Consider the following 14,494-nt stretch of genomic DNA (forward strand, 5'->3'; position numbering starts at 1 on the left):
TTTTTGCCCTGCGCTCCATGCTAGAAGGCCAACTTCCAGTCACGCCAGCGCCGCTCCGTCCAAGCGAACGGATGGCGCTCGATCACCACTTTTCCTGCTGATGTCCCCTGCTGAACTCGTCGGCGAGGCGCCAGATGAAGCATGGACGAAGTCGGTCGACGCTCTGCCAAGGATTCTCTGATGCCTGAAGTCATCTTCAACGGTCCGGCCGGCCGCCTCGAAGGCCGTTACCATCCGGCGAAGCAGAAGAACGCGCCGATCGCGATGATCCTGCATCCGCATCCGCAGTTCCACGGCACGATGAACCATCAGATCGTGTACCAGTGCTACTACGCCTTCGCGCATCGCGGCTTCTCGGTGCTGCGCTTCAATTTCCGCGGCGTCGGCCGCAGCCAAGGCTCGTTCGACCACGGCACCGGCGAGCTGTCCGATGCGGCCTCCGCGCTCGATTGGGCGCAGACCATCAACCCCGAGGCTCGCGCCTGCTGGGTCGCCGGCTTCTCGTTCGGCGCCTGGATCGGCATGCAGCTCCTGATGCGCCGCCCGGAGGTCGAGGGCTTCATCTCGATCGCGCCGCCCGCCAACCTCTACGACTTCTCGTTCCTGGCGCCCTGCCCGTCCTCCGGCCTGATCGTGCACGGCGAGCGCGATGCGGTGGTGCCGCCCAAGGACGTCAACACGCTGGTCGAGAAGCTGAAGACGCAAAAGGGCATCGTGATCGACCAGCAGGTCATCCCCGGTGCCAACCACTTCTTCGACGGCAAGCTCGAGCCGCTCATGGAGACGATCACGGCCTATCTGGACATGCGCCTCGCCAATGTGAGGTGAGGCCGGGCGATGTTCTGTAGGGTGGGCAAAGGCGAGTCCAACGCGCCGTGCCCACCGACTTCATGTGTGCATGCTGAGCCAATGGTGGGCACGCGATCAGATCAGCGCTTTGCACCGATCTGATCGCTTGGCCTACCCTACGCCTCGCGTACTTTCTCAAGCAGCCTGCTTCAACAAATAAGCGTCGTGCCTCACAAGGAACGCGCGCAGCAGCGTCGGATAATCGGCGCCGACCGCCGTCCTCACACTCGGCCGCTGCGCCAACTGATCACGCCAGGCCCGAACCTTCGGCGTTGAAGCAAAGATGCCGAGATCGGCATAGCCATCGAACACATCGAAATAGCGGAAGACCGGCGCAAACACCGCGTCGACCAGGCTGAAACGCGCACCATTGAAATACGGCCCCTCGCCCAGCGCGTCCTCGACGCGCGCGAACTTCGCCGTCAGCGCCTCACGCTTGGCCGCGAAGACGGCGGCATCCTGCGTCGTCTCCAGGCCCCAGAGATCACCGAGGATCGCCGAGCCGAACTCCATCCAGGCGCGATGCTGCGCGCGGGCCAGCGCGTCCTCGGGATGCAGCCTCACAGCCGGCTGCGCGTCCTCGATGTACTCGCAGATCACGTTGCTCTCGAACACCGCCACTTCGCCCCGCGGCGCCGGCACCACCAGCACCGGCACCTTGCCGAGCGGCGAGAGCTTCAGGAACCAGTCGGGCTTGTCGGCGAGATCGATGTCGATCCGCTCGAACGCGACACCCTTCTCGGTGAGCGCGATGACGGCGCGTTGCACATAGGGGCAGAGCTTGTGGCTGATCAGCTTCAGGGAGGGCGACATGACATCCTCGGCAGTTTAATGCAGATGCATCAAACTAGATGCACGCGCATGGAACTGTCAAGATCCATGCAATTGCATGGATCACGGACGCGCGATCACTCCGCCGGTCATCGGAAACGGCACCCCGGTGGTGGTGGGATAGCTCAGCGGCAGGCCCTTCATGCCGCGGACCGCCAGGAAGCCGAACGCCTGGGCCTCGATCGCGTCCGCCGACCAGCCCAGCGCATCGGCCGATTCGACGCTCGCCGGAGCGACACGCTCCCGCAGCATCCGCATCATGGTATGGTTGCGGGCGCCGCCGCCGCAGACGATCCAGCTCGCCGGCGGCTTCGGCAGCAGCGGAACGACGCGGGCGATCGCAGCCGCCGTGAACGCCGTCAGGGTCGCGGCCCCGTCCGCCGGCGTCACATCGCCGAGCTTCAGCGCGGCGAAATCGTTGCGGTCGAGCGATTTCGGCGGCGGCAGCGCGAAGAAGGGCATGTCGAGCGCGCTCGTGATCCAGGCCTCGTCCGGCCTGCCCTGCTCCGCCACGCGGCCATCCTGATCGAACGCCTGGCCGGTCGTGCGGTGCATGAAGTCGTCGAGCAGCGCATTGCCCGGACCGGTGTCGCAGGCGATCAGCACGTCGTCGCCATCGATATAGGTGATGTTGGAGACGCCGCCGATATTGACCACGGCGATCGGCCCGGGGCGTGACAGCGATTGCGCCAGGGCACGGTGATAGACCGGCACGAACGGCGCGCCCTGCCCGCCGAAATCGACGTCGGCGGCGCGGAAATCGTGCATCACCGGGATATGGACGGACTTGGCGAGCGCGGCGGCATCGCCGATCTGCACCGTCAGGCGGCGTTCCGGGCGGTGCAGCACGGTCTGCCCATGGAAGCCGATGATGTCGATGTCCTCAGGCTTGAGCCGGTGCTGCGCCAGGAACGCGGCGATCGCCTCGGCGTGCGCCACCGTCACGGCGCGCTCGGCATCGCGTACCCGCCCGGGACGCGCCTCGCGCCGCTCGATCTGCACCGCATCGGCGAGCGCCTCGCGCAGCAGGCTGCGCTCGGCGGCGCCATAGGCCCGGTAGCCCGTGGGGCCGAGCCTCTTGATCTGCCGCCCGTCTGTCTCGATCAGGGCCACGTCCACCCCGTCGAGCGAGGTGCCACTCATGAGGCCAAGTGCGGTCAGAATCATTGCAGTCGAACCCGAAAACCCTGCCCTGCTTGCCAAGTACGGCCGATTTGAGGTCCCGCCCGGGCCGCGCCCATGCTTGTACAAGCCCGGCGCATCTTATAATGCCACAACGCCCGTATCCGCGGCATGTGCCCTACCGCACCCCGCCGCGACAAGCGGTCAATACCGTAAACAAATGCTCAGAGTCGCCGACAATGACTGGCTTCAAGTCTGATTTCCTGAACGTGCTGCAGAGCCGCGGATTCATCCATCAGTGCTCGGATTTCGAGGGCCTGGATGCGCTCGCCGCCAAGGGCCAGGCGACCGCCTATGTCGGCTATGACTGCACCGCACGCTCGCTGCACATCGGCAACTTCCTGACCATGATGATGCTGTACTGGCTGCAGCAGACCGGGAACAAGCCGATCACCCTGATGGGCGGCGGCACCACCATGGTCGGCGATCCCTCCGGCAAGGACGAGACCCGCGCGATGCGCACCGTCGAGGAGATCGAGGCCAACAAGGCCTCGATCCGCGGCGTGTTCGCCAAGGTGCTGCGCTACGGCGACGGCGCGACAGACGCCATCATGCTCGACAACGCCGAATGGCTGACCCAGCTCAAGTGGATCGAGATGCTGCGCGACATCGGCCGGCACTTCTCGGTCAACCGCATGCTGACCATGGACTCGGTGAAGCTGCGGCTCGAGCGCGAGCAGGAGATGAGCTTCATCGAGTTCAACTACATGGTCTGCCAGGCGTACGACTTCGTCGAGCTGGCGCGCCGCACCGGCTGCCGGCTGCAGATGGGCGGCTCGGACCAGTGGGGCAACATCGTCAACGGCGTCGAGCTCGGCCGCCGCATGGGTACCGAGCAGCTGTTCGCGCTGACGACACCGCTGCTGACCACCGCCTCGGGCGCCAAGATGGGCAAGACCGCGCAGGGTGCGATCTGGCTCAATGCCGACCAGTGCAGCCCGTATGATTTCTGGCAGTACTGGCGCAACACCGAGGACGCCGACGTCGTCAAGTTCCTCAAGCTGTTCACGACGCTGCCGCTGTCGGAGATCGAAAAGCTCGGCGCGCTCCAGGGCGCCGAGATCAACGAGGCCAAGAAGGCGCTGGCGGATGCGGCGACCACCTTGCTGCACGGCAAAGAAGCGGCCGACACCGCGGCCGAGACCGCGCGCCGCACCTTCGAGGAAGGTGCGATCGCCGAGAATCTGCCGACGGTCGAGGTCGCCAGGAGCGAGCTCGATGCTGGGCTCGGCGTGCTCAGCGCCTTCGTCAAGGCCGGGCTCGTCGCTTCCAATGGCGAGGCGCGGCGGCAGATCAAGGGGGGCGGCCTGCGCGTCAACGACGTCGCGGTCACCGACGAGAAGATGGCGCTGACACAGGCGGAGCTCACCAGCGAGGGCGTGATCAAGCTGTCGTTGGGCAAGAAGCGCCATGTGCTGGTGAAGCCTGCATAGCCGCATTCGCTTTTGCCTGCTTGTCAGGGAACGCCGAAAGGCGCTCCCATGACGGCATGACGATCAGCGCGCCGCAAGAGCCTGCGCAAGCCGAGGAAAGCCCGACAGCTCGACCACGAACGCACTTGGCGTTCGTGGTGCTGGGCCTGTGCTTCGCGCTGTCGGTGCTCGGCCGCGGGCTGGGAGAAAGCTTTACCGTCTTCCTCAAGCCGATCTCCGACGGCTTTGGCTGGGACCGCTCCGAGGTGGTCTCGATCTATTCGCTGACGGCGCTCGCCGGCGGCCTCGCCGCGCCGCTGATCGGACGGCTGTTCGACCACACCGGGCCGCGCGCCGTCTATGCGCTCGGCCTCCTGCTGCTCGGCACAGCCTTCACGGCCGCGGCGCACGCGCAGGCGCTGTGGCAGTTCCAGATCAGCATCGGCCTGTGCGTCGGCATCGGCATCGCGCTGATCGGCAACGTCCCCAACTCGATCCTGCTCGGCCGCTGGTTCGGCAAGAAGCTGCCGACCGCGATGGCGGTGATCTATTCGGCGACCGGCGCCGGCGTGCTGATCCTGCTGCCGGGCTCGCAACTGCTGATCGACGCCATCGGCTGGCGCAGCACCTATCAGGCGTTCGGCGCTGCAGCCTTCAGTCTGCTGGTGCCGCTGGCGCTGCTACCGTGGCGGCTGTTCGCCGCCGGCGCGCCTCACATCACTAGGCCGATCAGCGACGAGCTCGCTGATGACGCCTGGACGTTGTCGCGCGCGCTGCGCCACCACGCCTTCTGGGCGCTGTTCTCGACCTTCTTCTTCACCGCCATCGGCATGTATGCGATCGCGCCGCAGGTCGTCGCCTATCTGATCGATGCGGGCTTTGCGCCGCTGCAGGCCGCCACCGCCTGGGGCTTCTCGGGCGTGGTGCTGCTGTTCGGCATGCTCGGCGTCTCCGCCCTCGACGGGCTGATCGGCCGGCGGCCGTCGGTGCTGTTCTCCTACGCCGTATCGATCGCAGGAATCCTGATGCTGTGGGCGCTGCAATTTGCGCCGAACATCTTCCTGCTCACCGGCTTCGTCGTCTGCTTCGGCAGCATGATCGGCTCGCGCGGGCCGCTGTTGTCGGCCACCGCGATGAAGATCTTCCGCGGCAGGCGGCTCGGCACCATCTACGGCACGATCACGATCGGCAGCGGACTCGGCTCGGCGCTGGGATCGTGGAGCGGCGGCGTCATCCACGATCTCACTCACGGCTATGATGCCGTCATTCTGCTGGCGCTCGTGAGCGTCGTCATCGGGATGATCCCGTTCCTGGTCGTTCCCGCCCTGCGCACGTAGTTGGCGTGCGCCCGATTAAGACGTGCTCACGAGCGGCGAGCGCCGCTCGTCCACATAGTGGACGGCGCGCAACAGCCACGCGTTCATGATTAGTAAGCAGCTTGGTGATAGTTGTTTCGGCAACAAGAACGAAGAGGACGCCGTGACACTGCTCAGCCGCATGAAGTTCCGCACCAAGCTCGCAAGCATGGTGATCCTTGCGATCGCGACGGTGATCGCGATCGTGGCCGTCTCCGGCTGGCTCAGCCGCGCGCGGATGCTGGAAGACCGCATCACCCAGATGCACACCGCGGTGGACCTCGTCTACGGTCTCGCAGAGACGCTGCAGACGGAGGTCGCGGCAGGAAAGATGTCGGTGGACGAGGCCAAGAACAAGTTCCGCTATCTTGCGCGACGAATGACGTTCAACAACGGCCAGGGCTATCCGATCGCCTACAACGCGGCCGATTCGGCGCTTCTGCTGAATGCCGCCAACGAGAAACTGGAGGGCAAGATCCTCGGCACCAAGGACGCCAACGGCGTCATGATCGCCGATGCGCAGATCAAGGCCGCGCAGCAGAGACCCGAAGGCAGCACGACCTCCTACCTCTATCCGCGGCCCGGCCAGACCGAGCCGCTGCGGAAGGTCGTCTTCGTCCGCGCCTTCGCGCCGTGGAACATCGTCATGAGCTACGGGCTCTATGTCGACGACATCGAGGCGGACGTCTATGCGCTGCTGATGCGGCTCGCCGGCATCGGCGCGGCGCTGCTCGTGCTGCTCGGCATCTTGTCCTTCCTGATCTCGCACAACGTGGTCGGCGGGCTGCATCGGCTGAAGGATCGCATGCAGGACATCGCCGGCGGGCGGCTCGAGCAGCCGGTCGCCGAGACCGAACGCGGCGACGAGATCGGCCGCATGGCCGAGACCCTGGAGGTACTGCGCAAGACCGCGATCACCGCCCGCATGCTGGAGCATGAGCAGGCCGCATCCAAGCAGCGCAGCGAAGCGGACAAGCGCGACGCGCTGATCGCGATGGCCGACCGCTTCGATGCCTCCGTCGGCCAGCTCGTGGCCCTGATGGCGTCCGGCGCCGGAGAGCTCGAGGCCACGGCGAAATCGATGACCGGCACCGCCGAGAGCACCAATGCGCGCGCGACCGCCGTCAGCTCCGCCGCGAATGAAGCGAGCTCGCGCGTCCAGACGGTCGCCACCGCCGCCGAGGAATTGACCTCGTCGATCACCGAGATCAGCCGTCAGGTCGCCCAATCGGCCGAGGTTACCGGACGCGCCGTCGAAAGCGCGCGCCATACCGACGGGATCGTCCGCGCCCTGGCCGACGGCGCCAAGCAGATCGAGCACGTCGCCGAGCTGATCTCCAGCATCGCGGGCCAGACCAACCTGCTGGCGCTCAACGCCACGATCGAGGCCGCGCGCGCCGGCGAAGCCGGGCGCGGTTTCGCCGTGGTCGCGGCGGAGGTCAAGAGCCTGGCCAGCCAGACCGCACAGGCCACGCAGGAGATCGGCGACCGCATCGCCCAGATCCAGAACGCGACGCGGGAAGCGGTCGGCGCGCTCGACGGCATCACCCTGACCATCGAGGAAGTGTCCGCGATCGCGGCCACGATCGGATCGGCGATCGAGGAACAGGGAACGGCCACCGCGGAGATCGCGCGCAACGTCACCCAGACCGCGCAGGCCACCCGTGAGGTCACCGCTAATATCGGCGGCGTCTCGACCGCAGCCAACGAGACCGGCGGCGCCGCGAGCCACGTGCTGATCGCCGCCGGCAACCTCTCCAAGCAGGCCGAGCAGCTCTCCCGCGAGGTCGACACCTTCCTTGCTGGCGTCAGAGCGGCCTGACCGCATCGATCCGCTCTTTTGACGTCGCCGACGCGACGGCCGGCAGCATCAATTGTTCGGCGGCAGCTCCGCCGGCGGGTATTGCTGCTTGCCGGTATTGAAATCCATGATCTTGCGCGTCACGCCCGGCAGCATGGCCGAGATCGGATTGATGCGCACCACCGGCTGGCTCGGCGTGCCGACGACCTCGTAGGTCACGCCGAACAGACCTTCATTGCTGCCGCCGAGGAACAGGCCGACGATCGGGATCTGGTTGAACATGTTGTTCAGCCCGTACAGCGGCACGATCGTGCCGGAGGCGCGGACCTGGTTGACGTTGTAGTCGATGCTGCCCTCGATGGTCAGGCCGAGCGTCGGCCCCTTGACCACGCCGTCGCGGATCGAGAGCAGCCCGTTCTGCCGCGTGAACTCTGCGCGCAGCATCGTGAAGGCGATGCCCTGTGACGCGCCCTGGGCCGCACCGGAAGCGGCGCGGTCCAGCGCCTGCTCACCCCTGACGGTGAAGTTGCGAACGATCGCGAGGCCTTCCTTGGGGCTGGAATCGGCCGTCGGCGGCTCCATGGCCAGCTCCAGCTCGCCGCCGGCCATCTTGGAATAGGTGTCGGCGAAGCGCAGCAGCGCGCCGGCATCGTTGGTCACGAGATAGATCACCTCGCGACCCTGGCGGCGCGCGCGCGGATCGGCGCTGGGGGCCTCACGGCCGACGCGGATGTCGGCGGTGACGGGCGTGTCGCGGCCGACCTTGCCGGTCAAATTGAAGCTCTTGAAGGCGCCGCCGCGCCGGGAGAGCTTGACGTCGACGCTGCGCAGCGCCTCGCCGTTGAAGCCGGCGACGGCGCCGAGCTTGACCTCGGCGTCGAAGTCGAGGTTCGAGCGCGCCTTGTTCTTGTCGGCGTCCTTGTTGGTGCCCGAGATCGCCGACTTCAGGAAGCCGCGGCCGTCGAACACGTCGCCGCGCATCGACAGCTTCAGCACGCCGTCCTGGCCGCGCTCGGCCTTGAGCTGCGTCTTGTCGCCTTCCGACGGCGAATAGGTCGGGAAGTTGGCGTTCATCAGGTCGCCGTTCTGGTCGACTTCCAGCGAGCCCTTGATGGAGACGCCACCGCCTTCGATGTTGATGTCCTCGAAGCGGGTCGACTGCTGCTTGGCGACCACGTTGAAGGTGGCCTTGCTCGCCTTGCCCGGATTCTTCACCCAGCCCGGCAGCAAATTGTCGAGCTTGAGCTGGGTCAGATCGGCCTCGACACCGAGCCGGCTGTCACGATCGGCGGAGCCCGCGATCTTGCCGTTGAGCTTGAGCGGCACGTTGCCGGTGATCGCGGTGCCCAGATCCATGCCGAGCCGGGCGCGGCTCGCATCATCGAGGATCGCCTGCATCTTGATGTCGGCGTCGCCCTCGGTCGGCTTGCGATAGTCGAGCGTGGCCGGCTGGCCGTTGATCTTGACGTCGCCCTTGACCTGATAGCCGGCCGTGTTGGCCACGATCTTGAGCGTGTTGGCCTCCAGCTTCTGGTTCATCACCAGCTTGTCGGCGGCAAAGCCGTTGAGATCGGCCGTGACCGCGTAGCTGGTGTCGGCCTTGGTCAGTTCGCCCTTGACCGGCATCGCGAGATTGACGCTGGCCTGGAACGTTCCCTTGGTCTGGTTGGGATCGATCGGCATCGACGACAGATCGTTGAGCCGGTCGGAGGCGAGGATCTCGGCGGCCGCGGCGACCTGGCCCTCGACGCGCATGCGCACCCGCGACGGCGACGGCTTCGGCGCCATGTCCGGCACTTCGAACACGACGTCGGAGAAGTTAAGCTTGCGCCCGGCCGGCGTATCCGCGACGCCCTGCCCGATCGTCACCGTCGCGGTGCGGCCGGTGACATGCGCCTTCACGTCGGCATCGCGCACCGACGGCAGGCCGTCGACCGGGTGCACGGTGACATTGGTGGCGACGATGTTGACGTCGAGACCATCGTCGGGAATCGGCGGCCCCTTGCGCGGCAGGTTGCGCGTCGGCGAATTGACCGCGACGTCGATCCGCTGCACCGAGCCGCGCTCGATGCGCTCGATGATCCAGGCCCGCACCTCCGGCACGATCAGCGCCGGCCAGATCCGTTTCATCGCCAGCGCGGGCATCGGCGTCGCGGCGAAGCCGAGCTTCAGCCGCGGCTCTCCGGCATACTCGACGCTGCCGGTGCCGGCGACGCCGATTTCACCGTTGGACACCTCGGCCTGCGTCAGCAGCACGCGCTTGCCCTCGGTGTCGAAGCGGAAGTTGATCGAGATGCGGTTGAAGATCAGCGGTGGCTCGTTTTCGATGGCGCCGAGCAGAATGGTGCCGCCGTTGAGACCCAGCCGCCAGTCGTTCGCGGTGTCGTTCGGCGGCTCGAGATTGGCGTTGAGCGTGATGCGGTTGGCGCCAGAGATCACTTTCAACGGCGCAATCAGCACGCGGCGTCCGGCGTCCCATTCCATGCTGATCTCGGCGGAATCGATCGCCATCGGATAGTCGGGCGTATCGGTGTCGATAATCTTGCCCGCGCCGATGTTGATCTTGCCGCGCAGATAGGTCGGCAGCCCGTCGCGCGCGAGCTCGCCCTTGATCTCGCCGGTCATGGGCAGATCCGCCATGTAGGTGAGATCCTTGAGTCGCATCGCCAGCAGGATGTTGCTGGTGGAAACCTTGTCAGCCTTGATGTCCACCGTGCGCACGCCGTTGGCCTGGGGCCCGACCAGAATGCGCAGCGACCACGGCCTGGCGCCCTCTTCGCCGAGGCTCAGCGCCACGCCGCCGCCGGACGGCCGGCGCAGGCTGAGGCTGATGTTCTCGAACGTCCATTTGTTGCCGCGCTGCTGGTCGTCGACGACCAGCACGCCGTTCTTCAACCCGATCTCGTTCAGGTTCTGGCCATCGAGCCCGGTCAGGCTGAGGCTGTCGAGCCAGTCCAGGCCGGCGAGCAGGCCGTTCGGCGCCGCGGTCGCCGGCAAAGTCGAAGTGGCCGGCGCAGACGGCTGCGGGCCGGCCTGCGGTCCCGGAGCACCAGGCGATGGCGCGGCCTGTCCCGGCCGCGGGAATGTCGGCGGCAGGCCGGCGTCGCGCTTGGAGGCGACGCCCGTCGCCAGCGGCTTGTTGGTCTCACCCGTCGACACCGTGACGGTGCCGTCCGGCGTGATGCGAATCGCGAGCTCGGCGTCGACCAGCTTGAGGCTTTCGGCGCGCAGCTGGCCCATCAGCAGCGCGGCGCCGGACAGCCGCACCTCGGCCTTGGGCGCGCTGGCGACGATGGCGTGATCCTGGTCGCGCACGATGATGTCGCGGATCCGGACCGCGATCCTGATCCGGCCGGCGCGCTCGATCTGGGTGCCGCCGACCTCGACGGTATTGCCGTGGCCGATATTGTCCTCGATCGCCGCCGCGAGCCATGGCGTCGCTATGTCGAGGCTGATCGGGCCCGCACCGAGCCGCAGCCACAGGCCGGCGAAGCCGAGCCCGACGAGCAGCATGAGCGATGCCAGCGTGATGACGACCCGCTTGGCCACGCGGCCGCCCGGCAGACGCGGTCGCGCCCCGCCGAATCGACCGGTGCTCCCGCCCGAATCGGGCCGCGACAACAGGCTCCGGGCGCGCTGCCCGACCATCTCGTCGTGCTCGGCGGCAGCCTCATACTGGTCGGCCACATCCCAGTCGGCCTCATCCCACTGCTGGCCCTGGGTGTCCGCTTGCAGATGGGGCCGCTGGGGTGATGTCTGTCTTGCCATTGCCTCTCGGTGCCGGCCCCTCGTGTCCGAAATAGTCGTGCCAATCTGGCCTCGGCCAGGTTGGTCGCCGGTGTGGCCCCGCCCGTTCACGCAGCGCGCGTGCTCACTGCCGGCAGGAGTCGATGCCCCAATGATCCCGTCACGCTTCGGCGGGTGCTGTCAACACGCCCGCTGGCGCTTCGCCGGCGGCGCGGACGACGCGCGGAATCCTCGTCACTATACCCCGCCGCCGTCAGGTTTGCCCACCTGCTCGCGCCAGCGGACCGGCGCCTCTCCACCGCCGGACGAAATTTGTGGCGGGGACGTCTGATCCGGAGACGGTACGAGAGTCGTCATTGCACTGTGCTCAACTGCGCTGGTGCTCACGCCTGCTGGTAGCCATGATCTTCGCTTCATCGCAAGAGGCGCAATCCCCTGCGCGCCGCGAAGCACGGATGCCAGATCGATCCCGGGACACCGGACAAGAACCGAGATACTTTCATTTTTGAGCCGCCGAAAGCGACGAAAGGAAGGCGTATGTCGAAGGAATCACGAAAGAAATCCTCCAACCCGGCGTCCTACGGGACGATTGACGGGAACCGGCTCGCCACCGCGGCCAAGAAGGCCACCAAGAAGACGGCCAAACCGGCCGTGACGAAAGCCGCCAAGACGACCTCCGCCAAGACGACCTACGCCAAGACGCCGACCACGAAGGCCGCCGCTGCGAAGGCCAAGCCCGCGGCGCCGGCTGCCAGCGGAACGGGCCTTGCCGAGGGCGCCAAGGCACCCGCGTTCAAGCTGCCGCGCGATGGCGGCGGAACCGTCTCGCTCGCCGACTACAGCGGCCAGAAGCTCGTGCTGTTCTTCTATCCCAAGGCCAATACGCCCGGCTGCACCAAGGAGGCGATCGACTTCACCCGCCTGTCGAAGGACTTCGCCGCTGCCGGCGCCGCAGTGCTCGGCGTCTCCGCCGATTCGGTCAAGGCGCAGGACAATTTCCGCGACAAGCACGATCTCGCGGTACCCCTGATCTCGGACGAGAAGCATGAGATGCTGGAGGCCTACGGCGCCTGGGGCGAGAAGTCGCTCTATGGCCGCAAGTTTCTCGGCATCATCCGAAGCACCGTCTTGATCGGCGCCGACGGCCGCGTCGCCAAGGTGTGGCGCAACGTCAAGGTCGACGGCCACGCCGACGCGGTGCTGGCGGCGGCGCGCGCGCTCTGAGAATGCGCCGGAGAGCGTTGGGGGAAAATTAACCATGCAGGGGTCAAATCGCTCCCGTAAATGACGCCGCTGGAACGACGATCTCCAGCCGGCGCGGGAGTGCCGATGTCGTATCGTTCCGGCCATCACGCCGAATATCCCCAGCACCATCCTCATGACCGCGGGCACGCCCACCATCATCGGCGCGCACCCGCCAGCCATCCGGCGCCGGTCGCGGCCGCATCGCAGAGCGACTACACGCTGGTGCATGCCGGCAAGCAGGTGCGCATCGGCCCGGTGGTGTTCTGGATCGTGGTCGGCACCGTCAGCCTGCTCGGGCTGTGGTCGGCGGCGACTGCGACCTATTTCGCGTTCCGCGACGACGTGTTGACGCGGCTGATCGCGCGCCAGGCCGAGATGCAATACGCCTATGAGGACCGCATCGCCGAGCTGCGCGCCAAGGTCGACCGCGCCACCAGCCGGCAACTGCTCGACCAGGAGCAGTTCGACCAGAAGCTCGACCAGATCCTCAAGCGCCAGACCGCGCTCGAGGGACGTGCCACCGCGCTCGGCAGCATGCCCGACATCACCGGCTCGATCCGCGCCCCGGCGCGTGCGCCGGTCGCGATCGAGCCGCCATCGGCGACAGCCGCGCCAAAACCGTCGCCGATCAGCGACACCGTGATCTTCACCGCGCCGCCGGACCGCGAGGCCCGGCTCGAATCGCGCAGCCCCGTGATGGCGAATGCGCAGCCCAACCCATCGACCAAGCTCGCCGGTGTCGACAACGTGCTGACGCGGCTGACGCGCTCGCTCGACCAGGTCGAGGCGCGGCAGGTCGCGATGCTGTCCTCGGCCGAGGAGACGCTGGAATCGAAGCTGCGCCGGATGCGCGGCGTCATCACCGATCTCGGCCTGGACATGGGCCAGCTCGAAGCGGCCGCGCCAAAGGGCGGCATGGGCGGCCCGTTCATTCCGGTCAAGCTCGGCGCCGAATCCGGTCCGTTCGAACGCCAGCTCTACCGCATCAACATCACCCGCGCGCAGGTCGAGAAGATGAACCGCACGCTGTCGCTGGTGCCCTATCGCAAGCCGGTGATCGGCGAGGTCGAGTTCACCTCCGGCTTCGGCGTGCGCTCCGATCCATTCCTCGGCCGCCCCGCGATGCACACCGGCCTCGACTTCCGTGCTGCCACCGGCGATCCGGTCCGCGTCACCGCCAACGGCAAGGTGGTGAATGCCGGCTGGGCCGGCGGCTACGGCCGCATGGTCGAGGTCGATCACGGCAACGGCCTCTCCACCCGCTACGGCCATCTCTCCGAAATCAACGTCAAGGTCGGCCAGCAGGTGAAGATCGGCGACATCATCGGCGAGGTCGGCTCGACCGGCCGTTCGACCGGCCCGCATCTGCACTACGAGACCCGCATCGACGGCGAAGCCGTCGACCCGCAGAAATTCCTGCGCGCCGGCGTGCGGCTGAGCGCCGGGTAAGATCGCTCATCCGGCAAGCCGACGCGCGACCAACGCGCAACGGCATTGCGCGATCGCAATTGGTACTGTTCCGCAGACATGCTAAGCATGCTGCGGGGATTTCAGGGCCGTGCGTCGCATTTCATCACACAGCAAACATCTGACGGGCGCCGTCGCCTGTGCGATGGCCTATGTGCTGGCGCTGCAGGTCACGCTGGCGGTGAGCCTGAACGCCTGGCTGCCGCCGAGCTTCGCCTTCGTATTCGGTGAGATCTGTCACGAGCGAATCGACAACGCTGGAGGGGGCGCCGACAGCTCGGAAGCGCCGGCTGCGGCGTCAGCGGCGCATTGTCCGCTCTGCGTCACCCCGGCTTTCGCACTGCTGCCGCCGCCCGACGCACCCACGGTCAGCCTCCGGCGCGTCCTTGGCGTTGCGTTCGAACCGATCGCGCCCTTGTGGCGCGCGACTGCCGAGGTCGACGCCGGGCACCGGGCGCGCGCGCCACCTCGGCTCGCCTGAGCGGCGGTCGCCGCATCTTCAGACACATCGCTGCGCCACATGCCGCCTCCGCTCTCACGGAGCCGCAGCGTGATGGCACGCACATCTTGGCATCATCAGCCGGGCGCCGTTGGCGCGTGCCCAG

Annotated in this window: 10 protein-coding genes; 7 read left to right on the forward strand and 3 right to left on the reverse strand. The window is 67.0% G+C overall.

The features are described from left to right. Nucleotides 1-180: 180 nt before the first annotated feature. Entirely contained in the window at nt 181-828 is a 648-nt protein-coding gene (locus tag ACQR10_RS05955; protein ID WP_008971476.1) for an alpha/beta hydrolase, read from the forward strand. Between the two features lie 156 nt (nt 829-984). Here ACQR10_RS05955 and ACQR10_RS05960 read toward each other — a convergent pair whose 3' ends face one another. Together ACQR10_RS05960 and ACQR10_RS05965 are read right to left on the reverse strand one after the other, a co-directional pair. Beyond that, on the reverse strand, nt 985-1,662 hold the full coding sequence (locus tag ACQR10_RS05960) for a glutathione S-transferase family protein (protein ID WP_434911890.1): 678 nt from the start codon (nt 1,660-1,662) through the stop codon (nt 985-987). 81 nt (nt 1,663-1,743) lie between these two features. Next, entirely contained in the window at nt 1,744-2,847 is a 1,104-nt protein-coding gene (locus ACQR10_RS05965; protein WP_315800137.1) for an anhydro-N-acetylmuramic acid kinase, read from the reverse strand. A 194-nt stretch (nt 2,848-3,041) separates the two neighbouring features. On the opposite strand from ACQR10_RS05965, the gene tyrS reads away from it, so the two are divergent. The 3 genes from tyrS (at nt 3,042) to ACQR10_RS05980 (ending at nt 7,451) form a co-directional block, all read left to right on the forward strand. Then, the gene (gene tyrS / locus ACQR10_RS05970) at nt 3,042-4,295 is read left to right on the forward strand and encodes a tyrosine--tRNA ligase (protein WP_316215725.1); all 1,254 of its coding nucleotides are present in this window, start codon (nt 3,042-3,044) and stop codon (nt 4,293-4,295) included. A gap of 56 nt (nt 4,296-4,351) precedes the next feature. Further along, on the forward strand, nt 4,352-5,611 hold the full coding sequence (locus tag ACQR10_RS05975) for an MFS transporter (RefSeq protein WP_434911891.1): 1,260 nt from the start codon (nt 4,352-4,354) through the stop codon (nt 5,609-5,611). 142 nt (nt 5,612-5,753) lie between these two features. Next, nucleotides 5,754-7,451 carry a methyl-accepting chemotaxis protein gene (locus ACQR10_RS05980; RefSeq protein WP_434911892.1) on the forward strand — a complete coding sequence of 566 codons (1,698 nt, stop codon included), beginning with the start codon at nt 5,754-5,756 and terminating at the stop codon, nt 7,449-7,451. Nucleotides 7,452-7,499: 48 nt separating this feature from the next. On the opposite strand, the gene ACQR10_RS05985 is transcribed toward ACQR10_RS05980, so the two are convergent. Next, a complete protein-coding gene (locus tag ACQR10_RS05985) occupies nt 7,500-11,198 on the reverse strand; it encodes a YhdP family protein (RefSeq protein ID WP_434911893.1) in 3,699 nt (1,232 codons plus the stop codon). Between the two features lie 516 nt (nt 11,199-11,714). Between ACQR10_RS05985 and ACQR10_RS05990 the strand changes: the two genes are divergently transcribed. The 3 genes from ACQR10_RS05990 (at nt 11,715) to ACQR10_RS06000 (ending at nt 14,370) form a co-directional block, all read left to right on the forward strand. Next, entirely contained in the window at nt 11,715-12,401 is a 687-nt protein-coding gene (locus ACQR10_RS05990; RefSeq protein WP_434883136.1) for a peroxiredoxin, read from the forward strand. A 105-nt stretch (nt 12,402-12,506) separates the two neighbouring features. After that, nucleotides 12,507-13,871, forward strand: coding sequence for a M23 family metallopeptidase (locus tag ACQR10_RS05995; RefSeq protein ID WP_316215720.1), 1,365 nt, complete (start codon nt 12,507-12,509; stop codon nt 13,869-13,871). Nucleotides 13,872-13,980: 109 nt separating this feature from the next. After that, a complete protein-coding gene (locus ACQR10_RS06000) occupies nt 13,981-14,370 on the forward strand; it encodes a hypothetical protein (RefSeq protein ID WP_434911894.1) in 390 nt (129 codons plus the stop codon). Nucleotides 14,371-14,494: the final 124 nt, after the last annotated feature.

Source organism: Bradyrhizobium sp. HKCCYLRH2060, from assembly GCF_051168135.1.
In the GTDB taxonomy this organism is placed as follows: domain Bacteria; phylum Pseudomonadota; class Alphaproteobacteria; order Rhizobiales; family Xanthobacteraceae; genus Bradyrhizobium.